Genomic DNA, 24,159 nt, shown 5'->3' on the forward strand with positions numbered 1-24,159 from the left:
CCCTTATGCTCTTCGCATTAGGATAGAACCGCCAACGACATCCATTTTCCAAAAACAGGTCGCATTGAAATATTTCTCACCTTTAAGGCGAATATCTATGGGGGATTTACAATCGCAAAGCCCTATCAAAGGCTCTGCGTAGGCGTGAGCAGGAGAAACACTGTTTGGTCTTTCAGTTGGTTCTTCTAGCAGTTGATAGCCCACCATCACAGGCTTCAAATCCTTATCTAACTCGGTAAGTTCGCAGAGACCTTCAAAAGATTTGGGAGTAGTTACAGAGGGACAAATCCAACGACCCGCTGCTGGCAATCGGGAAATGCGTTGATATAGGGATTGAGATGATCGCAGTGAACACCAACTTTTCGATTCATAGAGCGACGGGGGTTGCAACGTCCCTCCTGCGAAACGGGATGGGAGTGCAGCCTTTACCAATTCGACTAATTCATCACGAGACTCATGCGCCAAACAATCAGGGTTAACACATATCACCAAATCCATCACTACGTCGCAGTGTGTCGATTCGATGATGCCCGTTCGCTTTAAATGATCGCTTCGCTTTCTTTCTAGCGTCAGTCCTGGCAATTTCAATCCAGACACTGCTGAATACTCTCGTATGTGCCAAGCAACACCAGTGAACCCTACCCTTTGATCAAGTAAGCTTTTGAGCTTTCGTTCATAAGCATGCACAAAACCCCAAAGCGCGGTCAGCGACGGAATGCCAACCAAGTAGGGGTTTGCCAAAGATAATGCATCGAACACTCGAAGGTTTTCGAGATGGATAACGTCTATCGAAGACGTTGCCTCAGCATCATTTTTTTCACCAAGACCATTTAGAATCCATCGTAATTGGTTTGATACCGGTTCTAGCAATTTAGGGTGATAGGCATATTCTGATTTGCTAAACCCTGCACTTTGCAGCGTCTCATGAAAACGTTGATTCACCTGTCGCAGTAATTTGGGATTATCAGCCAATGGCGCACATAGTAGTGAGCGCTCTGGTTCCGTTGCGATGATTTCATTATCGGCATCATTCTGAACACTATCCCGCCACTCCATGATGGGAAGAAGCCAATCAGCAAGACCTCGCCGTAACTGACGAATCAAAGCAACGCGGTGCCTCCGACGCTGCCGAAGTGTCAGCTCCTTTTGCAGATGCGTCAGACCATCCAGAACGCCCATGAAACGCTTGTTTAGCACCGCACCAACGTTGAAAACAGGTTTACCAGACGCTACTTTCCCCGCTCGGCTTTGGCTAAGCGTTCTCCGTTTATACTGCGAGATGAACAATGGATAATTGAGCACCGAGACGTTCCCGCCTTTTGATGACGTAAGATCACCAACACTCGCAGGATGTCCATGCGTTATTGTTCTAAATCGGCCAATTCTTTGTGTATGAAGCTGCTGAATCTGTGCTTGCACAGCACAGGAAACAACAGGCGTTATGGCTAAGTAATCATTACCCCAAGGGAAACGAACTTGTTTTGAATAATCACTCACATCTACGGGGAAGCGATCCGTGTTCATAGCTTGGTTAATGAACTCCCGCCAGCTATCGAACTGAGGTTTAGTGACACCTAAACTTCGAAACGCTTTTCGCCAAACTCCTTGATCGTGAGCGACACACTCAGCTAAACAGGTTGATGCCCCTTCCCAAATGAAACCTGCACAAAATAGCTTGGCTTTGTTCACCATCGAAGAGTTATGAGACCACCCTAACCGACGCTCACAGTGTGCAGAACCCAATACCTCACCATTAACGGGCAAGCCACCACAAAGCACTCTTTGCGCTTGGACTCGCGTATCAGGATATTTCACATTGTGAGAGTGAAGCCAGCGAACTTCTTGGAGACATGACGATACATGGTCATCATCTTGCAGCAATGCTTTTGCTGAAGAACGAGACGTCAGTGATTCAACCTCAACGCGCTTTAGCGTCAAATTCAGTAAAACGATGAGTGCGAGAGTTTCCTCTCCTGTTACATCAACCAATCCCGAATAAGCGGCGAACGCCATGCGCAGAGCAACATCGGGTTCATCACTCTTAACTGCTTCACTCAGTGTTTTCATCATCACCACGCTGGAAGATAAACATCGCTGGCAAGATCGGTCTGCATTCTCGCAATGCCTAGCTCAATGACATTGCGAAGCCTGAATGCAGGTTTATGTGGTGGAATGGTCGTTTGTTGATGTGGCCTGTAAGCGAGTTTGAGAAAACCTTCTTGGTAGAGTCTGCCTACCTGCTCATAGCTTGTAGAGAGAAGCGCCGACGTTTCCGCTAATGTCAGAAGAATATCGCCAACATTGGCTTTCTTTGTCTTAGGGTTTTTCTCAATCAGGTTAGACAAATACCCCACCAGTTCACGAAGCACAAAGTTCTCTGACAATTGCCTTGAAGGTAAGCCACTGGCGTGAAGCAAAACATCTCCGAAGACCTTTCTAAACGGCGTATCGTTGTATTCGGTGTAACGGGCTGAATCCCACACATCCAACCTCTCATTCATCTTAGAATGCAGTGACTCAGGCCATTTGTTGAAAAACTCAATGGCATCACAAAAACCATCAACACTAACGGTGTTATCAGGCTCTAACTGCCCAACAAACTCCAAGTGATACCAGAGCAACGCACCAAACCGAGTAGATTGATTGCATTGACTAAGTACGTTGTCATTGAGGCTATCTAGCTCACCCGCCATCAGGCAGCTCAACGCGTAACGAGATTTTCCCGCTTTACTGGTATATGCACTTCTAAGGTCAAAACCACACTCACATTCAGTAATGTTTTCACTGGTGCAATAGTCAACCAACGCACCACAACTAGGGCATGTATCAATCAAATCCAGTTGATGTTTGTGGCATGCAGTGTAAGGAGTGAAGTGCCAGACTTGAGGAATATACGCATCTTGCTTTAAGCATTCGGGGCATATTGGCACTCCGTTCTTTCTCACAAAGCAAAGAGGTATATGAGTTCCTTGCCGAAATACGGATGAATGCGAGAAACAAAAGCGAGTGCTGGAGCCAAGCACGGCGAGCTGTAACAGTGGTAGTTGTGTATCAGCGAGATTATCAAGCAAACGAACAGCACGAACACGAAACCCACTGCTTTGCGCAGCGTGATAAACATTCACATGCTTGAGCTGAAGAGGAAAAGCCCCAAAAGCTTCTTCGTCATGCTCGTAAAGCCAATCTTTAAGTGCCCTACTAAGTAATTGATAAGATTCAAAGTAGTTTGCTTGGCTCAGACGGAGCAGATAGCTTTCGAGGGACTCGTCTAACCCACACTTAATTCTTATTAATAGCTTTGACATACATGCCACACACTAAGGATTTCTTAGTAAAGTGTGGTTGTTCTACTGTAGAGCTTTGAGTCATTTTTAAGAAATCGACCAATAGTAAATCTCTAGGAGAGTTTTTTAGGTGTCAGATAGTAAGTCAATGACTCACTTCTATCAAAGACATATCCTTTTCAAAATTATATCTATTAAACCAAAAAAAAAGACACTATTAACTCAGAAAACTACATTTGGCATCAATAGCTGGAAGCTGAAAAGGTTAATAAACATTCTCGCTTCTTATTTATTATTTATTATTTATTATTCAAAAGAGACTTTATAAAGTATAAGTTTTCAGATGCAACATCACTCTCTGGCTCTATTTGTAGCCAAAACCGCAACTTGCCTTCCAGGGATTGAAGATAATAAGGGTTCTTAATTTTAAGTTTACTGATGTGCGAAACTAATCCATACTGTTTTATATAGTGTATTTCTTGCTTTATCAAACGTTTTGATGAGCGAGGAAGGGCTAGTGAGTTGCCTTTTACTGATATCCCTGTCACTATTTTTTGTTTATCACCAACAATTAGAGTTGTTTTATCTGAATTAACTAGCAGCCCATAATCTGAAATTATCCTCTCTATAATCCCAATAATTTTATGGGGTATGTAATGACCCGAAAATGCCATATCATCCGCATATCTTGTGTAGTTTAAATTATATGACTTTGAAAGTTTATATAGTCGACTATCAAGATTTCTGAGCAAAATATTACTTAATGCTGGGCTTGTTGATGCTCCTTGAGGAAGTGCGTTGTCAAAGCAACAAATTCTTGCTAGATAGTATGAAATATTGTTTGGATAGCCCAATTGAGAAAATAAGTTGATTACCCAGTTTATAGGAATAGAGGGAAAGAAATCTTTCATATCCATTTTTAACAATGCTTTCTGGTTCAAGTGAGGAGTTGCATTGGTAATGATTGACTTATTCTCTCTGTATGCATGACTACAGAAATGAACTGGGACAGGTTTTAAGATGTTCTCGTATATCCATGTTTGACACATTAATAGCGATGGATAAGGAGCTGTAACCGTTCGTGTACCACCTCGTTTTTTAGGGATCGTAAACTCGCGATAAAAATAATTAGGGTTACCAACAATTTTATGCAAATCAAATAGATCGATGCCTATTAACTTAGATAAGTGCTCTATCTCAAATATTACAGGGAGGTTGGATTCAACAAGCCTTTCTACATATTTAACATACTGGTCAACTAGGTGCTCTGACACTCCCCTATCAATAAAGAATATTTCCCAGTTCTGTACTAATTCTTTTTTTTGTTTTTTATTCATAATAATTGGGCAAATGACTTGTAGAAGCTACCTTCTATACTACGCACCTACATTTAAACTTTGCAGATTTCGCTCGCGAAATATGTGAAGTTTAAATGCCGTAAGAATAGCGAAGCTATTCACGCTTACTTACAATTTTCAGCTCCACCGGAAATTGTAAGTAAATGGTTAACGTCTACCTTAACCTGAGAGCGACTACACTCTAACGTACTAGCCTCTACAAGCCGTCGAAAAATATAACCTAATTTACTGAGACTTGAAAGACTTTTTATCTAGCAAAGAAACACTTGGAACGTAAAAGTCAGAAGTTGACATTTTTGTTCCTAAGAACTCCTTAGGAACATCTCTCCAAGGCCTTTTTCTCTGCTGTAGCTCCTTTTGCATTACTAGCGCAGTGCCTTCCGATGTGATCTCAAAAAAGTCTTCTTTTCCTTCATTGATTAGCCCAAGTTTACACAACGTCCGGAGTGTTTTTGAAAAGTCTGGGAACGATGCATCAAGTCTCCTGAAGTAACTAAAAGCATCCAGTCCTTTGGAAGATTTTAGCAAGATAGTTAGTGCTTTAACTTCTATAGGTTTTAATTTTTTCATCATGCATCTCCCATCGCACGAATAAGAATTGTAGCTCGCTCAGTTTGATCTTGAAAATACGGCCACCAAAAAATTGGGAACACACTGTTTGGGGTATTTCCCTCATCCCTTGTATATAGAGACTCAGTTTCACCATAACCTAACTTCGGTAGATTTCTATCGTTATATGCAGTAGATAAAATGCTCTCTAGTCGATCCATTAGAGCTAACTTGCGTGGGACCTCGGCCAATTCATAGTGCTCAGAAATCCCCTTTTCTATAACAAGATACGACGTAAGATTTATACCTTCCTCTCTTGCTTTCTCCAAACCTACGCTAGATGCTGCAATAGTTTTTACTTTAATATTAAGATCTTCAATGCCATTTTCTCTAAAGATCTTCTTTATCTGCGCCACCCTACCAACAATTGTTCTTCCACTACCAACAAACTCATCGACTAGTATGAGGTTTTTATGTCTTTTCCCGTGTTTGTTAAATTCCTTGTAGGCGCGCTGAAAGTTCGTGACAGTAATGTGCTCTCTCCATTTAACTCTTTCGAGAGGCATCTTTAACGCATAGGTCACAAACTGAGCACTGTCTGCGTTATAATCTCCCGTCATCGCAACAATTTGAGTAGTACTATCTTCTAGGTCTGGATCTGTAGCTATGTCTTCGACAAGCGTATTGATCAGTTCTATAAACTTTTCTCCAGAGACGTGTGTGAACCTTTCTAGAAGCTCCAAAATTAGCTCTTGTTCATCAGCAGTCTGGCAATCTGAGAATAGTAGTTTTTCTAACTCATTAGTCTTCTCTTGTAGCCATGGCTGCTTCTTTGTTAAATTAAAGATGATTTTAAATACGTTTTGCTTCATTTTTAACTTCAATTGTCATAGCACAAATCTGGGTGCTTATAGTAAGTGCACTCTGGTTGCTGTGTCTGTAATAGCATAATTATTCATAGGATAGTATTGATCCAGAGTGTTTTAAGTCAACGAAATTATTGGAATCATATGACCGAAGCGTAGCAATAACATAGATACCTTCCAAAAAACCTCTCTAGATAATTACTACAAGCATAATTCATCCAAAACATTTAGCTAAAGGAATCTACTTCACATCTTTATCTATCCAAAGCTAACCTAGGAGGCTGAATCAAACGCTCTTCTGTATTTTGTCCAGCAACTCTTGTTGGTTACTTGCAGAAAGCTTGACCAAGGCTAGCAACAACTCAGCCAACAAATCATCATCACAATACAAATAAGCCACAGGCACACCAAGCTCATCAGCCAGTCTCTTAGCTGTTTGGTAGTCTGGTGAATGCTTACCTTTTTCATACTGATTGAGGCGCGCACTGGCTGTGTTGGGGTCCATACCGAGATTTATGCCTAACTGTTGTTGAGTCATACCTGCGGCTTTACGTGCAGCACGCAGTCTAGTTGGGAAAGGTGATTCCATAAATCTTCAGCTACTTGGGATAAGTAACTAAGATTCTCTTAGTATCACACCCATAAATGTACTAAGGATTACTTAGGTTTGAAAGGCCCGCACTACGCATTTTTCTTGAGAAGTTCTTTTATTGGAATGTTTTTGCTGAATACCCTGTCGGTCAAAGCCTCGTCACTGCTCAATGCTTTGGGGTTGTAACCCGAGTATCGTTCAATTTCAGAGAGCTTCAATTCATTGAAAGGAGTATCAAATGGGTTCAGCTTTTGCGGATTAAGCTTGGCGTAAGAATGACGAAGTCGCTGCATGTCAAACTCATGCTCTCCGTCTAAAACCGCGTCTTTTACTGCATCGTTAATCAAATGCCGCAACGCTCTCATTTCCCCTCTGCTCGCTGCAAATAGACCAAAGGAAATCTGTTTTTCTTCTAGCATTGGTGGGGTATCAAACGGCATTCTCTTAGCTAAGCCTTTTATAAACTGGATGAAGTGAACAGGGTCTTCCGAAAGCTTAAAATAGGGAATAGATCGGCGAGTAACTAACCTAGACGACCACTGGGGCTCTTCCGCTATCATCTCAGCCCACGGCATACCGACAAGAACGATAGCCACGCCAGCTTCCTCTGAGATGTATTTGAAGCGGTTAGCAATAGCTTGTCGCTTCTCTACTGATTTAAACTCAATGAGCTCTTGGAATTCATTGATAATAATGAGTTCTACTTGCTTCACTTTAAGTAGCTCGACAAGCGAGTAAGTCAGGCTTGAATCTGTCGTGATCCTTGAACGGCCTCTGGCGGTGGTTCCGAATTGCCCAAGATCTTTTAGCAGTTGCAAAACCGTTTCTTCCAGCGTGAACTTACTTGGGATGCGACTGACCAGCACTGGCAAAGAATCAAACTTACTGATGGGGTCAGATTGAAGTCGGCTTTGATAATGACGAATAAGGTGGGACTTGCCGCAGCCAGTATCACCCGTCAGTAATATGCATTGCTGATCACCACCAAGCAGTCGATTCTCTCTCAACCTATCAAAATCATTCATAATCTCTTTCAACAGCGGATATTCCACAAAGCAGTTCCAGAAGGTTTTGAGTTTGATGCTTTGCTCTTCCGTCATTCGCTTCACATTAATACCCATCTAAGTCGCTGATCATGTCATCCCAATTGTCGAACAGCGTCTGATCCTTTTCTTTTTGGCTAGCGTCAGCTTTTTCAGGATTAGGTAACGCGACACTCGCTTTCCCTTCACTGCCAACGCCCGAGAACTCGGCTAACTTTCGCTGCCCTTTCATTCGTTTCTTTTTGCTTGGTATTAATTGGAAAGCTTCCTGATCTTGAAGCACTCTTTGGTGAATCGCCTGTCGTGCTTTCGCTAGGCTCAGGATATCAACACTGCCTTCAATGAATTTATGATGGGCGTGAGAAATGACTTGGTGATGGTGCCATGAAAGGTTCTTGGTATAGCCAATCGGATCTTCGCAAGGCACTTCCAAATACCCTTCTAATTCTTCGAGATAGACAAATATTCGGGAGATATCATCAGGGTCAATTTTGACCAATTTCTTGCGGCTTCTGTCAGTTTGAGGATAACGCTTTCGATACTCAGACAAATCCGGTGAATCGTATCGCAGATGTTTGATTTTGAAGCCGAGTCGAGTGAGCGTCGGTTGCCACTTTACTCCCATGACAACAGTGAGTTTATCGATATCTTCCTGCGTCATCGCAAGTGGAGGAAAGTCATCATAACCTTGCTGCCACAACTTAGCGGGGATACGGGAGTGTCGAGAATCTGAATCTTGATGGTATACATCAATTATCCAACGATGAAATAACTCAATGAACGTAGAGAAGCGTATCACCGCGTCTTTCTCTGGGTTGTACTCTTCTTTTTCCAATACGTTCGAGAATGTCTTGCCAGGGAAAGGGTCGAGAAACTTCTTGTTGATGGTTCCGAAAAGCCGTTCGATGAATGGCTTGAGCCAAGGCTTTCTAACAGGGTTAAATTGAATGTTAATACCCGACTCTAAGCACGCTTGTTCAAGGCTCTCGCTCCAAAACTCAGCGCCATTATCGACAACTAACGTCTCAATTTTTCCGCTACACGGCCAGTCGTTTTGGAAATCACTTGCGATGGTATCAAGGTAATCCTTTGGCTTTGTTGCATGAATAATGGCTTTACTCACTGAGTCATAACTTGGTGCCCTGTAGCCAAGATGAAAACCGACAATGCAGGAGCTGAAAACGTCAACGAGTAACGTTAAGTAAGGGCGACCGAGAGGAACAAGAAGTTCGTCATCAATCAAAATGAGATCGAGCGGCGTATGGTCGATTTCGACCTTCTCTAAAATACGCGTTGGGGGCTTGTGCGCACTGAAATGCCCATACCACTGATCAGCCATGAATTTGCCATGCCTAGCGACAGCGACTTGATAGGGAGGAAGCTGCTTAATACGTTTTTTGAAACCCGAATAGGACAGTGGCTTTATTGTCCCTTCCACTACCCCTTCATTATTGAGCAACACCTGATCTTTGTAATATTCATAGGCCGTTGTCATTGAAGGTCTACGAGCGTTTAAGAACCGTTCAAGCGCGTCATGAAAGATGGCTCCATCATCAGCATTCTTGAGTTCATAATTGCCTTTGCGGTGATGTTTGGGTACTAGTGCAGTGATTTTGCCGCCAGCAACCTCATAGCTTTTCCACCAATTACAAACTGTTCTGCTTGAAGGCGGTTCTGCGTGGCCTGTGCGCTCGAAGTACTGTTGAATGAGGGGATTCAGGTTTTTAGGTGTCCAACCACCTTGCAGCTCTCTCCGAATGAATGCCAGCAACCTAAAGCGCTTGAGGGCTTCCTCTTTCAGTGGTGCTGGGTAGCTATCTAGATCCCTCTCAACAAGCTTTGCTTCTTGTTGCTGTTGGGCAGGCTGTTCCTCCGTTTTATCCGAAGTGATTGAAAACTCATTGTCGAAGAGAGATATGCCATTCTCTCCACTGTCGGATATCATGCACCAACCCACACAACACTTTGTTGTCCAAACTTTTCTTTGCTCAACTCAGCCTGCAATTGGCCTCTTGAAATCATCGCCAGAACATTGGCTTTAAGCTCGCCTTCTGTCATATCAACACGACGAGACAAATCACCAATTGAAACTAACCCACTTGATCTGACCACTTTAAGCAATTGTGTTTGCAGCGTATTTACGCCCACAATGCCCGTATAGCGATGCAGTAACTTCAAATTATAAAGGACAGGGTTAACTCTGATTTGGTTATCTGTAACGAGGGAGAGAGGACAATTTAACGACTTCGCCATGTCCATTTTAGCGATGAATTTCTGTCGAAACTCATCACCTTCAATCTTGCTTACAGGCTTTATTTCAAGAAATGCATCACGGCCATCGGCATAGCGAACCTTAAAGTCAGGCGTGTAAGGCAACCTTTTTCCCGAAAATGGATAGTAGAAACCTTCGGGCTGTGCTTCGAAACTAACGATTTCTTTGCAATATTCGAGGTGAAAGCAGCTATCGAACTCAAGGGCTGATTCGACAGTAAGCACTGAATTGTTCTTTATACTTGCGAATTTAAAGAGGTTTTTTACACGAGAGTGTTTGAGATTGCGACGATACATGGGCGTTTACCGCATGTTGTTTTGTTACACATAAAGGTAGTTGTGCAATCTTATGGTGTCAATTTGAAAGCTTATGGTGAGAATTTGAAGACTTATGGTGACAGAAACACGAAAAGCAGATTGGGTGGAAGCCCTACCAGCTACATCCCGGCACACACGTCCCAAGCGGGGGCTGCTTCCTTCCGGACCTGACCCATTACACAAGATAGCGTTGCGGGAGAACCAATAGGGCCTCCATAGAATCACCGAACAATTCCTTTAGAAAGAAACCGTTGGTTCGAGCGCATTATGTGTGAAGCCTAAGCCCATTGCAAGGGCTTATCGGGCTCTGCGTGTCCAAGTGGTGAGTTTTTGCCCTGCTTACTCTTCTTCGTTCTCTGCATTGAGTAGGTAATCACCAAGCCATGCAATGGTTAGCGATAACAGCCACGCGACAAACACAGGGTTGGGTACGCTAAATTGCGGAAATACCACAATGGTGGCGAAGGCAATGGCCGGCAAAATAACACTGAGTTTGTCCCCTTTTGCTTCTCCACCAACGCGCTGTAATTCTTGCAATGTTATCGCTAACACGCTGCCACAGAAGGCCAACAACGCACCTTGTGTCCAACCACCAGCCAACAGAGCCAAGATCAGCAACACTGGCCACCAACTGAGCTTTTTGATGGGCTTCCAGAAGTATGTCGATACCCATACGGTGATCACACAGAGAATTTGCAACAAGGTGTAGCTCATTGCGCCGCCAAGCTTTTGGTCACCTTGCAGAGCGAGCACGCCACACTCCATGGCAATAACAACAGAGACAACCAATAAGGAGACTTGCCAATTGCGGCGGGCACCAGTGATCAACACTAATGCGGGAAGAATCATCCAAAGGCTTAATGAAATGGCAATGGGTTGATAGGGCATGAGTGCGCCAAAGCCGACAAGGCCAATGGTAAGCAACCAAACAGCAATGCCGCCCGAACCCAGAAAAAACAAAGCAGGAATAGCGAAAGCCAACAGCGGAATATTGCCATCTACAATGGCTGCGGAAAGCGCAGCCCCAATAACCATGACTGAGGCGGTAACCATTAACATCGTCGCATACCACATAACCGCACCTCCTTGCGCTTTCAACTGATACTGACCCAATATCTGGCTTATCATTTTCTTCTTACCCTTCTAAGCAGTTTGTAGGAAGTCACTCTCCTGCTGCTTTTCCATCCACAATGGGTATGATAATGGGTAATGTTATTTTTTAATTTTCATTGCGTTTGATATCAATATGCCTAATTTTGACGAGCAGATCTATGCGGTCTTAGCACAGATACCCCAAGGAAAAGTAACAACTTACGGTGATGTCGCAAAAATGGCGGGCTTCCCTCGGCATGCTCGTCATGTTGGTAAGTTATTAGGCGCATTACCCAAAGATAGTCGCTTACCTTGGTTTCGTGTCGTGAATGCAAAAGGCATGATTTCTTTGGTGGGTGAATCATTCACTCGCCAACGAGAGAAGCTGTTAGACGATGGCGTTGAGGTAAAGGAGAATGGCGTGATCTCTCTTCGACGTTTTCAATGGGATGGGCAGCCTTCTTAACATCTTTTGAAATCGAACACGTAAAACGCAGGTCTTTGTTGATACCACTCCCTTCATGGAATGCGTTATGCGACCCGCTCTTTTTCTTTTGATGTCAGCTACCACCGCTTTGTCTTTTTCTGCTTTCTCACAAAGCTGGCAAAGTAATGACTCTCCCGCCACTGTCGTTGAACTCTTTACCTCCGAAGGGTGCAGCAGTTGCCCGCCTGCTGAAGCGGCGTTAAATAACTTAAAGGATAGTGATGGGCTATGGACACGTGTCATTCCGCTGGCTTTTCATGTTGATTACTGGAACTACATAGGCTGGGCAGATCGGTTTGCAAAACCGGACTTTAGCCAACGGCAACGCCAGAAGGTGTCTCAAAGTGACGCCAGTGGCGTTTATACACCAGGTTGGTTTATTAACGATCAAGAATGGCGAGGCTTTTTTTCAAGGCAGCCTGTGCCTTATGCCAACGGCCCGAAAGCTGAGCGTTTAACGGCGTCAATCAATGGAAATACCTTGCGCGTGGACTACGAAGGCAATGATCGGCTAAATGCCAATTTTGCACTTTTAGCCATGGATCTAGCCACCCAAGTGAAGCGTGGGGAGAATCGAGGAAAAACCTTAGAGCATGACTTCGTTGTGGTCGACTTTGCCGCCAAATACGGTCAACGCCATTGGCAATTTACCCTTGATAGTGACGTGGCGGCAAAACCTTCAGCCTTTGCGGTATGGTTAACGCCTCAAGGCGGTGGTGACCCTGTTCAAACTGTCGCGGGTTGGTTGACGCCGCAGTGAGAAGTTCACCCAACGTTTTACCGACAAACAAAAAGGGAGCATTGCTCCCTTTTTGTTTGCTGTCTGTCATGTTGTCGGTCAATCATTGAACGTGAACACAACAAAGGCGGCACGCTTGTTCGTTAACGCCCAGCGCTGACCACTTGAATACTGATATTTTGGGTATTGGCAGGGTCGTTAATCACATGATTGGCGGTATCGCTGATGAAAATCAACTCTCCATCCACTTCAATGCGCGCACTCACAGTATAAGTATGACCGGGTTTTATTTCAGACGGGGAGTAGCTCAGGTTAAACGGCAAAGGAACTTGCTGACCTTCCGTCATGTAAGATTGAGAACTGATCACTTCCATTGGCGCATCCGCCAACGAAACATCTGCCAGTGTTACTGTTAACTTGGCATTGCTGGGCAGTGCAATGCGCTGTAAGTAATAAACATCACCATTAACTGTCGCCATATCTTGCTCTTTCATGATGTCGCTGCATGCGGTAAAGGCGACAGCGATAAGCGCCAAAAAGAACCCATAAAACGCTTTTTTCATTAAATTGCACTCCAAGACGGCAATGTTATTGACAATAATAACAAGAGTTTAGCACTGTACAGTAATAGCCCACTCAACTATTGTGGATTACAGATCACAGTCTGAAATATTATTTCGTTACTGATTAGAATCATAAACCGAAAAAAAGTTCGGTATTATGTGGGCAATGAGAGAATTATGTCATTTTTCTGTCAACACCCATTTATTCATCACTTTACTGTTACAGGAGCACCATGAGCACACAACTTGAGGCTTTGTTATCGCTGTTGAACTTGGAACAACTTGATGAAGGTTTGTACCGTGGACAGAGTGAAGATCTTGGTTTGCCGCAGGTTTATGGCGGTCAGGTGATCGGGCAAGCGCTATCGGCAGCCAAAGGAACCGTGGCGAGCGATCGCTTTGTGCATTCTTTCCACAGCTATTTCTTACGCCCAGGCGACCCAGCCAAACCGATCATTTATGACGTTGAGAATCTGCGAGACGGACAGAGCTTTTCCACGCGTCGCGTCAAAGCGATACAGAAAGGTCAGCCGATATTTTACCTCACTGCGTCTTACCATTTGCATGAACCCGGTTTTGAGCACCAGTTCACCATGCCTGATATCACTGGCCCCGAAGGGCTAAAGTCAGAGCAAGAACTCGTGGCATCGGTTGCCAAGCATTTGCCCCAACACATCATCGATACGTTTGGCGGTGAGAGACCGATTGAAGTGCGTCCAGTTGTGGACATTAACCCGCTTGCGCCTAAAAAACAGGAAGCCAAGCAATACTTGTGGATCCGCGCTAACGGCAAAATGGTCGACGATTTACGAATCCACCAATATTTGCTGGGCTACGCGTCTGACTGGGGCTTTTTGACCACGTCCTTGCAACCTCATGGCGTCTCCTTGATGACACCGGGCATAAAAGTCGCCACCATCGATCACGCTATGTGGTTCCACCGTGAATTCCGTATGGATGAATGGCTGCTGTTCGTGATTGATAGCCCGTCAGCCAGTGGCTCTCGTGCTCTGGTTCGCGGTAGCTTCTACAACCAACAAGGTGAGTTGGTGGCATCTGCCGTACAAGAAGGGTTAGTACGGAATATGAGAAAAGCCTCAAAATAACGCGCTCAACACGGCAATCACAACAAAGGCCAGCATAACGCTGGCCTTTGTTATTTTCGAGGTCATGCAAACAGCGTAGTGCCATTAGAAGTCGTAGCGAATGCCCGCTTGAAGTTGATCGTCTTTACCCGAGATCCCCTCAAACTTGTAGCCCGCGTAAGTACGAAGGTGACCGTTGAATTTGTAAACCGCTTCTAGCGCGAAGTTGTTAGCTTCTTCTGTGGTGGTGTTATCGAACTCACCAAAGTTGTAAACACCAACCACGGCAAGCTGCTTGGTCGCTTTGTACTGAGCCGACACTTCATAACCGGTGTAATCAACGTTACTTTTTGACGCCATGGTGTAAAGCGCACCAAGAGTAAACGCATCTTGCTTGAACTGTGCAGCAAGGTTGATTTGATCATCGCTGTCTGTGCCTGCATCTTGAGAAACGTAACCCGCACCTACTGCCACAGAACCAAAACTATAAAGCGCAGAAATACCCACACTGTCAGCGTCTTTCTCATCCGCTGCGATGTAGTTTGCTTGAATACTCAGGCCGTCAAACTCACCAGAATAGACGAAGTTGTTTTCGCGCTTGTCTTTGTTGCCAGAAACCACATCCGCAGCGTCACCGCCGAAGGTCGCCATCACATCAGTAATGTCCGTGAGTTGAACCTGTGCAGAATCTTGTTTGCCGTAAGAAAGCTCGCCACCTGAAAAACCAAGGCCCGCGAAGAAGTAGCGGTTTTTCAAGCTCTCAGCATCTGAAAATTCAGCTTCGTACTTACCGAAGCCGTATAGCTCATCAGAAATTTCAGTTTTGCCTTTTAGGTTTACACGAGCACGAGACTTGTCTTTGAATGAACTGTCGTCCGTGCTTTCGTTGTTATCAGAAACGTTGAAGCGTGCTTCTGCACGACCACCAACTTTCAGTGTTGTGCCATCCGCTTCGTATACCGTTGCGGCGAAAGAAGGGGCGGATACCAAAGCGCCAAGAATCGCGGAGGCCAATACTGCTTTTTTCATTTTCTAACGTCCTTTTTAAATTGAGGCTTTCTTGCCATCTCATTTTCGAGAAGGCCAAGGTAGACGTTTAAAATGAACGTTAGGTGACTGTTCTATGACGTTTTTGGTGAAAGAGAATGTCATTTCGATGACTATAAACATGGCTCGCAAAACCACGAAACATACTGATGAATTTCACAATTATTCAAGGAGACAAATAACGTTATGCGAGCAAATAGAGAGGCTTTGAACGACGCATTCGTTATGAGCAATGGGCAATGGAATGGGCAATTAGCAATGAGCAATGAGCAATGAGCAATGAGCAATTAACAATGAGCAGCGGGTCTGTAAAAAATAAAAGCCTGCATACTGACGGTTTCAATATGCAGGCTTTGGTATTCCAAACAGTGTTTACTCAGTGATTGTCGCTTCACCACATGCAATTTGTTCTAGCTCAACCAAATGCGCTTTGGTTTTCTGAAGCTGATACATTTGCCAGTAGCGCCCTTTGTTCGCCAACAATTGCTGATGGTTGCCCTGCTCTTCCACATTTCCTCGGTGTAACACCAAAATGTTGTCGGCATCTGCGATGGTTGAGAGACGGTGTGCGATCACCACAATCGTCATGGTGTGACGCAACGACGACAGCGCTCTTTGAACGCGCTCTTCCGTCCCTGAATCGATATTCGCAGTCGCTTCATCCAAAATCAAAATACGTGGACGTTCCACCAGCACTCGCGCCAAAGCTAACAACTGCTTTTGCCCTGCCGATAAGGTCACATCACCTGTTCCTATCAGGGTGTCTAACCCTTTCGGAAGGTGCTGTACATAATCAGCCAAATCCACTTGCTCCAGTGCCTGCCAAATCGCTGCATCTGATACATCACGCCCTAGCGTGACATTTTCTCGAAACGATGACGACAACACATGCGGGTCTTGTTGCACCATAGCAATGCCCGAGCGTATCGCGTTCTGTGTGAGTGATGAAATCGGACGCCCACCGAGCTTGATTGCCCCACTCTGCACAGGGTAGAAACCCATCATTAACGAGGCCAACGTGCTTTTCCCACTGCCCGTATGACCCACAAGCGCAAGGAACCCACCTTCTTTGACCGAGGCATTGATCTCCATCAGGACTGACGTTTTACCGTCATAACTGAATGAGAGATCGGAAATCTCAATGTCGCCATTCTCAATCGGCGCATCATCGCTGCCATATTGGTGTGGCTTGGCATCCATCAATTCAAACAACCGCTCTCCCGCCATGATGGCCTGTTGCAGCAGCGATAGACGTTGCATCAGTTCAATCAGCGGTTCCGTAACACGACCTAGGTAGCTAATGAACGCATAAAGCACACCAACACCAATCACCTCGTGACCTTGCCAACCGAAGATCACCACCAAGGACACCAGCGCGACGCCAGACATTAAATCAATCAATGGACGAAGGAGCACACCATTGATTTTGACAATCTTCACTTCGGTGGTGAGGTGTTGATCGGTCAAAGATGCAAAGCGCTCCGAAAAGCGTTGTTCCTGCCCCATCAACTGAATCAAACTCATGCCTTGAATCGATTCACTCATCACGCTGTTAATGTCTGTCAGCAAGTCACGAGAGTCGCGATACGCTGGCGACGAACGACGTTGATAGAGAAACATCACCAAAACCACTGACGGCAGCAAAATCGCCACAACAAGTGTCAGCGTAGGACTAAGCAAATACATGGCCACCAGCATGGCAGTGATCAACGCCACACTGTTTAAAAAGCTCGCGATCACCTGAACGTAAAGCTCTTTGAGAGATTCAGTGTCATTGGTCACTCGCGATACCAGCTTGCCCGCTGGCACATAATCAAACGCTGACAGCGGCTGATTGATGATGCTGGCATACACTTTCTTGCGAATGGTCTGCACGATATTGATAGCAATATGACTAAAGCGCAGGCCATAGCTATAGTGCAGCGAGGCCGAAAGCACAGTGGCTCCGATATACCCAATTGCCAATAACCACAGAGCTGTAGGCGGGTAATAGTCTTGTGCCAAATAGTCATCAAGGAAGATTCGAATCAGCCACGGGCCGCTCACATCGGCGACAGCGGCAAGCAAAAGGAGTATCGCAGCAATCGCGAACCCTTTTTTGTCATCCATCAAATAGCGAAGCAGTCTCGCAAGAACTTCACGTTTGTTCATAACGATGCCTCCAATGCCTGCTCGAGTTGTTGATAGTGCTGCATTTCTGCATACCAGCCGTTTTGTGCCACAAGCGTATTGTGAGTGCCGCGTTCTTCAATATGCCCTTTTTGTAATACGATGATTTCATCAGCGGCTTCCAACGCAGAGAGTCGGTGTGCAATCACGATTGTGGTTTGGTGTTGTGCTCGGTCATGAAGATTTTTCAGAATATGGTGCTCAGTGCGACCATCAACTGCCGACAACGCGTCATCAAGGATCAGAATCTCGGCATCAAGTAACAAGGCACGCGCAATCGAAATGCGCTGCTTCTGCCCACCTGACAAGGTGATGCCCTTCTCCCCCACTAGCGTTTCATAGCCTTCACGAAATTGAACAATATCGTCATCAATACACGCGAGCCTCGCCGCAGCGCGGATTTCTTCACGTGTCGCATCAGGCTTGCCCAGCGCAATGTTGTCGGCAATTGAGCGAGAGAACAAAAACGGGGTTTGAGTCACCACCGCTAGCTTGCTGCGCCATTCACCGATGTTAAAGTCGCGCAGGCTTACACCGCCATACTGCACCTTGCCTTGTACCGGATCTTCAAAGCGCAGAATCAAAGACAACAAGGTCGATTTACCGCTGCCGACAGGCCCCGCAATACCCAGCATTTTTCCCGCTGGAAGTGCAATGGCAATATCATGCAACGCTGGAACATCGTGCCCTCGCCACGTAAATCTATCGATGATCACATCAAGGGTTTGAGCCGACTCAGGCAGTGCTTTATCACCATCTTGCAGCTCAGACGTTTCATCCAACACTTCTTTGATTCGTTTCCATGCAGCAGCGCCACGCTCAATAATATTGAACAACCATGCCACGGCTAACATCGGCCATATCATCAACCCTTGGTACAGGGTAAATGCCGTTAGCTCCCCCAGCGTCAACATGCCATTGGCGACCATGTAACCACCGCCAGTAATAGAACAGAAAAACGAGGTACCAATGGTGACAAAAATAACCGGATCGAACATGGCATCGACCTTTGCGACTGCCATGTTCTTTTCGCCCGTGTCGTCTGCCACGGCATTAAAGCGGTCGATTTGCTTGGACTCTAAGCCAAACGCGCGGATCATTCGAATGCCGTTCAAGGAAGATTGGGTTTCATCTGATAAATCAGAAAACGCCGCCTGTGAGGCGGAAAAACGGTGATGAAGCTGCGTACCAAAGCGGTTCACCATGAATGCCATTACCGGCATGGGAGCGAGTGCTAACAAAGTGAGTTCCCAGCTGATCGTGGTGGTCATAACGATCAAAACTGCCAAACCCGTGATGACAGAATCTGCCAACGTCAGCACACCTTCGCCTGCGGTCATCACTACCGCTTTCACATCATTGGTAGAACGCGCCATGAGATCGCCAGTGCGATAGCGTTCAAAAAAGCGCGGAGAGTGGCTGGTGAAATGACGGTATAACTTATCGCGCAGCACCGTTCCCAGCCCCGCCGCAGCGCCAAAGAGCCAAACTCTCCAGATGATACGTAGCGCGTAGACAACGAACCAAAGCAGTACGATAGCACCAAGCGCAATCAGCATATGCTCTCGGGTGATGTCGCCTGCCATCACGCCATCGACCAACCACCCGATGGCTTTCGGGGGAATTAATTCAAAGGTCGCAACGAAGAAAAAAATGATGATGGCACCGGCGTAGCGTTTCCACGCTTGTCGAAAATACCAACCTAGCTCTGCGAAAATGCGCATCCGATTACGTTCCTCCTGTGTGCGCTCACCGATTTTTTTATTATTAAATGGGTAATGCTGTGGTGTATTTGAGTGGCTCCATCGCAAAGGTGGAGGTCACATTCGTTAGGCCATCCATGCTGTTCACCAGTTTTTTGTAAAACCGATCAAACGCGCCCATATCGGCAACTTGCACTTTCATCATGTAGTCGTATTCGCCTGCCATACGGTAACACTCCATGACTTCAGGGAATGGCGTTACTGCTTCGACAAATCGGCGATACCAGCTTTCAGAATGATCAGACGTTTTGATGTGAACGAAAGCGGTAAATGAAAGCCCCAAGGCTTGTGGATCCAGAAGGGCCACTCGCTTTCGCAGTACGCCACTGTCTTCAAGGCGCTTTAAGCGCTTCCAGCAAGGCGTCGTGGTGAGGTTCACCTTCTCAGCCAGATCAGACAGCGACAATGACGCATCGCGTTGCAGCCAATCTAATAATTGTCGGTCGATATTATCTAAGGAAACTGCCATAAGCGTATTACCAATCTTGCTATTTTAAGGTCAATTATTCCCCCAAACTCACCAAGGGAGAAAAAAATTCTATAATTAGGATAATAGTAGAATTTTTTACCACCAAAGGCGATCAATAAACACAAAATGGCAAAACAATACTCTTAACAAGCGCTTATAGTTTAGATATCCCTGAGTGACTTCAAGCAGTAGAGAGCCAGACCAATCATGACCGATGCCAATATGACACACACATCATCCCACTGGGTTTGCGATGCAATTCGTAAAATTGAAGCGGATTTTCAGCGTTCTGCTGATACGCATTTAATTAAGCTGGATCTTCCTTACTTCAGCGATATTGATATTTATCTCAAAGACGAAAGCACTCACCCTACTGGTAGCTTGAAACACCGCCTTGCTCGCTCACTTTTTCTTTACGGTTTGTGCAATGGTTGGATAAAAGAAGGCACCACGGTCATTGAATCTTCATCAGGCAGCACGGCGATTTCAGAAGCGTATTTTGCCCGTTTACTGGGCTTGCCCTTCATTGCGGTTGTGCCTCGCACGACAGCGAAAAAGAAAATCGAGCAGATCCAGTTTTACGGTGGCGAAGCGCATTTTGTTGATCGCTCTGATGCCATCTACGCGGAGTCTCGTCGCCTCGCACAAGAACTGAATGGCCACTACATGGATCAGTTCACTTACGCAGAACGCGCAACCGACTGGCGCAGTAATAACAACATCGCCAACAGCATTTTCGGCCAAATGAAGTATGAGCGTTACGCCGTTCCAAGCTGGATTGTGATGAGCCCAGGGACAGGCGGCACGTCTGCCACCATTGGTCGTTTTATTCGCTACCGTTGTCATCAAACACAACTGATGGCGGTTGACCCTGAGAACTCCGTGTTCCATGAATTCTACAAAACCGGTGATAGTTCTATAACGCTAGATCGCGGTGGAAAAATTGAAGGTATTGGTCGCCCTCGCGTCGAGCCTAGCTTTATTCCTGGTGTTATCGACCGAATGGAAACCATCGCAGACGTCGACAGTGTGGCAACCGTGCATTGGCTTGAAGGCATTCTAGGCCGCAAAGCCGGTGCATCTACAGGCACCAATCTGTTTGGTGCGTTGAAACTGGCTGAAGAGATGCATGCGCGAGGCGAAAAAGGCTCTATCGTCACGCTACTATGCGACAGTGGCGAGCGTTATCTCGATACCTACTTCAATGAAGATTGGGTCAGCGCTAACATCGGCGATATCACGCCAACATTAAAAGCGCTGCAGAAATACAGCAGCTAGGCACACCATAGGCAAAGAACTATCGCTATCACAGGACGTGTTTGTCACGTCCTGTTTGCTTTCAAGATAATGACGCATTAATGATGCGAAGAAGAATATCGTCCCTCATCTTTCTCTGATTTTCTCAAATTCCTCTACGAACATCTCAAACATTGCGAGCCATCGCCGCCGTTAAACACCATTCCCCATGATATATTTTTGAATGGTTTCAATTTGATACTGTTTCATTTTCTTTTTTCATGGGAGCCTATTGTGAACAAATACCTGATCGCGACCAGTGCTATTTTTTTCGTCATCTTTATCGTTAATGACTTGTTCAACACCGAAAGAGTACCTCTCAATACTCCGTTACCTGATAACGCCCCTTTCACGGTTTCAAACCAGTTTGATGGCGAATGGGAAGGGAAACGCACTGATATCAGCGGTGACAACATCTGCCTGCAAACACGCATTATTGGCAAGATCAAAGAGGGGAAAGTGTCGCTTCGCTTGATGTACAACAATACCTATTTGGAAGGCTTTGTCAGTGACACGGGCGAACTTGCCCTGTTTGCAGACAGCCAAAAGTGGGGGTATCGATTCACTGGTAGCGCAGACTCTGATCAAATCAAAGGTAACTGGAAGGTCACCAACGCGCCATGCAATGGTACATGGCAGTTAGCAAAAACATCATAGCGGTCAAATCCCGCCGCCACTAGGTATAAGTCAGCACGAATAAATTCCATGCGATACGCGCCAACCGTGAGAGATATACAAACATGAACATCATTAAAGCCACACCTTCTGATACACCTACAGTTGCCCCTTTATTTAACCAATACCGCGTATTTTATGGCCAGCCAGATGACCCTATACTTGCCCATGATTTTATTCATGCACGCCTTACTCTCGAAGAGTCTGTCATTTTTTTCGCCATCAATGAGCAAGGCATGGCGGTGGGCTTCACTCAGCTTTATCCCATGTTCTCTTCCGTCTCTGCTCAGCGAATATGGGTATTGAATGATCTTTTTGTTGGCGATTCACAACGTGGAAAAGGAACCGGAAATGCGTTGCTGAAAGCAGCAAAAGCACATGCCCTAGCAACGGGTGTCTGTGGTATTGCCTTGGAAACATCAGTCAGTAATTGTGGCGCACAAAAACTCTATGAATCTTTGGGGTATGAGAAAGATATTGAGCATTTTCACTACTTTTTAAGCTTAAAAACATAACAACGAAAAAATGTGCACGACATAGAGCTGCTCGCGCTTCTGCGTTACACTTCGCCCATAGAAACTATCTACATATCGGTTAAAGGTGTAGCCATGAAAAAAGCTGTTGTCGTCTTTAGTGGCGGGCAGGATTCCACCACGTGTCTGATCCAAGCATTGTCTGAGTTTGACGAAGTGCATTGTATTACCTTCGACTACGGTCAACGCCACAAGCAGGAAATTGAAGTAGCGGCAGACGTCGCGAAAGAGCTAGGCGCAACGTCGCACAAAGTGATGGATGTTAGCTTGCTCAATGAGTTAGCGATCAGCTCGCTAACCCGTGACAACATTCCTGTTTCACACGAACTGCAAGAAAACGGCCTACCAAACTCGTTTGTACCGGGTCGTAATATTCTGTTTCTAACCTTGGCGGGCATTTACGCATACCAGCTAGGCGCAGAAACCGTGATTACTGGTGTTTGTGAAACCGACTTCTCTGGCTACCCTGATTGCCGTAATGACTTCGTGCAAGCGATGAACAAATCACTGGTACTCGGCATGGACCGTGAATTGGAAATTCGTACGCCGCTGATGTGGCTAAACAAGGCAGAAACGTGGGCACTGGCGGATAAATACGGCAAGCTGGAGTATGTTCGCGATAACACGCTCACTTGCTATAACGGCGTCATTGGCAGTGGTTGTGGCGATTGCCCCGCTTGTGACCTTCGCCAGAAAGGGTTAGACAGCTACAGCAACGACAAAGAAAACGTGATGGCTTCGCTAGATAGCAAAAGCGCATAATACGCCGAGCCTCCTCCAATATATCCAATGGAGGGGGCAATTCCCCAACACGCCTTCCCTCCTGTTTATGTTTATCTTCTCAAAGACTTAAAATCATACCTACGCATTGCGCTTCTTCATTACTTAAAAGCGTTCAACAATTCTGAAAGAATTCCTTTCTGTTCCGGTTTCTATCTAAACTTATCTTGTTCAATAAGGAGGCTGTATGTATCTCGCTGTTAGCGGTACGTGTTATTGGTGCATGGAAGCCATTTTCTGTGCGCTTCGCGGCGTTTCAGAAGTCGAACAGGGGTTCTTAATCACGGAAGATCGCAGGCATGTCGAAGCGGTATTGTTTCGTATTGATGAGTCTGAAATCTCTTTAGAGGATACGATTCGTGTGCATTTGGATTCGCACGCGTGTACATCCAATCACTCATTTCGGGATACCTATCCGAGCTTTATCTTCCCGATAAATTCTGCACATCTCCAAAGGTGCCAAACTGCTTTGAATCATGTCGCAGAAGATTACATCAAGCCGATTGTCACGAAAGTTGCGCCCATCGTGGCCTTCTATCCGACACCGGCAAGTCAGCAGAATTATTACTGGCGTAATCCGTCAAAGCCATTTTGCCAGCGTGTCATCGCACCCAAAATGCAGGTGTTAAAGGAGCTGTATCCAACGCTTTTAAGCCAAGATGCATTTGTATTTTTGTCTGATAAAACCGCGTAAAAAAAGCGCCAATCGGCGCTTTTTCATTTTTCATTCAGTGATGTATTACACATCGCTTACTTATCAGCTTTTGCGTCCTGACGTTTTTTGAACGCAGCCATTTGCTCGTCCGTTGCTGGAAGTTGGTGATTCGCTTTCCACTCACCATACGACATGCCGTAAACACGCTCACGCGCTTCATCATCGCTCACTTCAATGCCGCGCTGATCAGCTTCGGCTTTGTACCATTTACCCAGACAGTTACGACAAAAATCCGCAAGGATCATCAGATCAATGTTCTGCACATCTTTGTTGTTGTCTAGGTGCGATAAGAAACGACGAAATGTCGCCGCATCCAGTTGATCTTGTTGCTCTTGCGTCAATTTATCAGACATGGTGTTCTTCCTATTGATTCGTAATGACTGTCATTTGGTATCAACCTTACCAATGCTTGGTTCACTAATAAAGAAAATGCCAGCGACGACAACGACGCTGGCACATTTTCTA

Annotated in this window: 24 protein-coding genes and 1 other RNA gene; 8 read left to right on the forward strand and 17 right to left on the reverse strand. The window is 45.5% G+C overall.

The features are described 5' to 3' along the window. Positions 1-3: 3 nt before the first annotated feature. The 11 genes from LRP50_RS14435 to LRP50_RS14485 all read right to left on the reverse strand — a co-directional run bounded on the left by LRP50_RS14435 (position 4) and on the right by LRP50_RS14485 (position 11,409). Positions 4-2,070: a type I-F CRISPR-associated protein Csy2 gene (locus LRP50_RS14435; RefSeq protein WP_274165164.1), complete on the reverse strand. Its 2,067-nt coding sequence runs from the start codon at positions 2,068-2,070 to the stop codon at positions 4-6. After that, positions 2,070-3,305, reverse strand: coding sequence for a TniQ family protein (locus tag LRP50_RS14440; protein ID WP_274165165.1), 1,236 nt, complete (start codon positions 3,303-3,305; stop codon positions 2,070-2,072). Before LRP50_RS14440 ends, LRP50_RS14435 begins: the two co-directional genes overlap by 1 nt. Positions 3,306-3,583: 278 nt before the next feature. Continuing rightward, positions 3,584-4,621, reverse strand: a complete 1,038-nt coding sequence (locus tag LRP50_RS14445) for a reverse transcriptase family protein (protein WP_274165166.1) — start codon at positions 4,619-4,621, stop codon at positions 3,584-3,586. 246 nt (positions 4,622-4,867) lie between these two features. Continuing rightward, positions 4,868-5,215, reverse strand: a complete 348-nt coding sequence (locus LRP50_RS14450) for a hypothetical protein (protein ID WP_274165167.1) — start codon at positions 5,213-5,215, stop codon at positions 4,868-4,870. After that, positions 5,212-6,063: a phosphoribosyltransferase-like protein gene (locus LRP50_RS14455; RefSeq protein WP_274165168.1), complete on the reverse strand. Its 852-nt coding sequence runs from the start codon at positions 6,061-6,063 to the stop codon at positions 5,212-5,214. Before LRP50_RS14455 ends, LRP50_RS14450 begins: the two co-directional genes overlap by 4 nt. Positions 6,064-6,343: 280 nt before the next feature. Further along, a complete protein-coding gene (locus LRP50_RS14460) occupies positions 6,344-6,646 on the reverse strand; it encodes a helix-turn-helix domain-containing protein (protein WP_274165169.1) in 303 nt (100 codons plus the stop codon). Between the two features lie 92 nt (positions 6,647-6,738). Further along, positions 6,739-7,749, reverse strand: coding sequence for a TniB family NTP-binding protein (locus tag LRP50_RS14465; protein ID WP_274165170.1), 1,011 nt, complete (start codon positions 7,747-7,749; stop codon positions 6,739-6,741). Between the two features lie 10 nt (positions 7,750-7,759). Continuing rightward, positions 7,760-9,637 (reverse strand): Mu transposase C-terminal domain-containing protein, encoded by a 1,878-nt coding sequence (locus LRP50_RS14470; protein ID WP_274165171.1) that lies wholly within the window; start codon positions 9,635-9,637, stop codon positions 7,760-7,762. Then, positions 9,634-10,188 carry a TnsA endonuclease N-terminal domain-containing protein gene (locus tag LRP50_RS14475; protein ID WP_274165172.1) on the reverse strand — a complete coding sequence of 185 codons (555 nt, stop codon included), beginning with the start codon at positions 10,186-10,188 and terminating at the stop codon, positions 9,634-9,636. Before LRP50_RS14475 ends, LRP50_RS14470 begins: the two co-directional genes overlap by 4 nt. Positions 10,189-10,391: 203 nt before the next feature. Next, positions 10,392-10,488: signal recognition particle sRNA small type (ffs, locus tag LRP50_RS14480), an RNA gene on the reverse strand. Positions 10,489-10,620: 132 nt separating this feature from the next. Beyond that, entirely contained in the window at positions 10,621-11,409 is a 789-nt protein-coding gene (locus tag LRP50_RS14485; RefSeq protein ID WP_274165173.1) for a VP0952 family biofilm-associated protein, read from the reverse strand. Positions 11,410-11,527: 118 nt separating this feature from the next. Between LRP50_RS14485 and LRP50_RS14490 the strand changes: the two genes are divergently transcribed. Both LRP50_RS14490 and LRP50_RS14495 read left to right on the forward strand, forming a co-directional pair. Then, the gene (locus tag LRP50_RS14490) at positions 11,528-11,839 is read left to right on the forward strand and encodes an MGMT family protein (RefSeq protein WP_274165174.1); all 312 of its coding nucleotides are present in this window, start codon (positions 11,528-11,530) and stop codon (positions 11,837-11,839) included. Between the two features lie 67 nt (positions 11,840-11,906). Next, a complete protein-coding gene (locus tag LRP50_RS14495; protein ID WP_274165175.1) occupies positions 11,907-12,620 on the forward strand; it encodes a DUF1223 domain-containing protein in 714 nt (237 codons plus the stop codon). Between the two features lie 122 nt (positions 12,621-12,742). Here the strand turns inward: LRP50_RS14495 and LRP50_RS14500 are convergent, their stop codons facing one another. Further along, on the reverse strand, positions 12,743-13,162 hold the full coding sequence (locus tag LRP50_RS14500; RefSeq protein WP_274165176.1) for a YbaY family lipoprotein: 420 nt from the start codon (positions 13,160-13,162) through the stop codon (positions 12,743-12,745). A 233-nt stretch (positions 13,163-13,395) separates the two neighbouring features. Between LRP50_RS14500 and tesB the strand changes: the two genes are divergently transcribed. Next, entirely contained in the window at positions 13,396-14,268 is an 873-nt protein-coding gene (gene tesB / locus LRP50_RS14505) for an acyl-CoA thioesterase II (protein WP_274165177.1), read from the forward strand. A gap of 84 nt (positions 14,269-14,352) precedes the next feature. On the opposite strand, the gene LRP50_RS14510 is transcribed toward tesB, so the two are convergent. From LRP50_RS14510 to LRP50_RS14525, 4 genes are all read right to left on the reverse strand, one after another. After that, entirely contained in the window at positions 14,353-15,276 is a 924-nt protein-coding gene (locus LRP50_RS14510) for a porin (protein ID WP_274165178.1), read from the reverse strand. Between the two features lie 390 nt (positions 15,277-15,666). Then, positions 15,667-17,445 carry an ABC transporter transmembrane domain-containing protein gene (locus LRP50_RS14515; protein WP_274165179.1) on the reverse strand — a complete coding sequence of 593 codons (1,779 nt, stop codon included), beginning with the start codon at positions 17,443-17,445 and terminating at the stop codon, positions 15,667-15,669. Then, on the reverse strand, positions 17,442-19,187 hold the full coding sequence (locus LRP50_RS14520) for an ABC transporter transmembrane domain-containing protein (RefSeq protein WP_274165180.1): 1,746 nt from the start codon (positions 19,185-19,187) through the stop codon (positions 17,442-17,444). Before LRP50_RS14520 ends, LRP50_RS14515 begins: the two co-directional genes overlap by 4 nt. A gap of 43 nt (positions 19,188-19,230) precedes the next feature. Further along, a complete protein-coding gene (locus tag LRP50_RS14525) occupies positions 19,231-19,695 on the reverse strand; it encodes an Lrp/AsnC family transcriptional regulator (RefSeq protein ID WP_274165181.1) in 465 nt (154 codons plus the stop codon). Between the two features lie 207 nt (positions 19,696-19,902). On the opposite strand from LRP50_RS14525, the gene LRP50_RS14530 reads away from it, so the two are divergent. The 5 genes from LRP50_RS14530 (at position 19,903) to LRP50_RS14550 (ending at position 23,673) form a co-directional block, all read left to right on the forward strand. Further along, positions 19,903-20,973, forward strand: a complete 1,071-nt coding sequence (locus LRP50_RS14530) for a PLP-dependent cysteine synthase family protein (RefSeq protein ID WP_274165182.1) — start codon at positions 19,903-19,905, stop codon at positions 20,971-20,973. A 252-nt stretch (positions 20,974-21,225) separates the two neighbouring features. Next, positions 21,226-21,648, forward strand: coding sequence for a hypothetical protein (locus LRP50_RS14535; protein ID WP_274165183.1), 423 nt, complete (start codon positions 21,226-21,228; stop codon positions 21,646-21,648). Between the two features lie 83 nt (positions 21,649-21,731). After that, positions 21,732-22,181 carry a GNAT family N-acetyltransferase gene (locus LRP50_RS14540; RefSeq protein WP_274165184.1) on the forward strand — a complete coding sequence of 150 codons (450 nt, stop codon included), beginning with the start codon at positions 21,732-21,734 and terminating at the stop codon, positions 22,179-22,181. A gap of 93 nt (positions 22,182-22,274) precedes the next feature. Next, on the forward strand, positions 22,275-22,961 hold the full coding sequence (gene queC, locus LRP50_RS14545; protein ID WP_274165185.1) for a 7-cyano-7-deazaguanine synthase QueC: 687 nt from the start codon (positions 22,275-22,277) through the stop codon (positions 22,959-22,961). Positions 22,962-23,166: 205 nt separating this feature from the next. Next, positions 23,167-23,673: a peptide-methionine (S)-S-oxide reductase gene (locus tag LRP50_RS14550; protein WP_274165186.1), complete on the forward strand. Its 507-nt coding sequence runs from the start codon at positions 23,167-23,169 to the stop codon at positions 23,671-23,673. Positions 23,674-23,729: 56 nt separating this feature from the next. Here the strand turns inward: LRP50_RS14550 and LRP50_RS14555 are convergent, their stop codons facing one another. After that, positions 23,730-24,047 (reverse strand): DUF1244 domain-containing protein, encoded by a 318-nt coding sequence (locus tag LRP50_RS14555; RefSeq protein ID WP_274165187.1) that lies wholly within the window; start codon positions 24,045-24,047, stop codon positions 23,730-23,732. Between the last annotated feature and the right edge of the window lie 112 nt (positions 24,048-24,159).

It is taken from the genome of Enterovibrio gelatinilyticus (genome assembly GCF_028683095.1).
Classification (GTDB): Bacteria; Pseudomonadota; Gammaproteobacteria; order Enterobacterales; family Vibrionaceae; genus Enterovibrio; species Enterovibrio gelatinilyticus.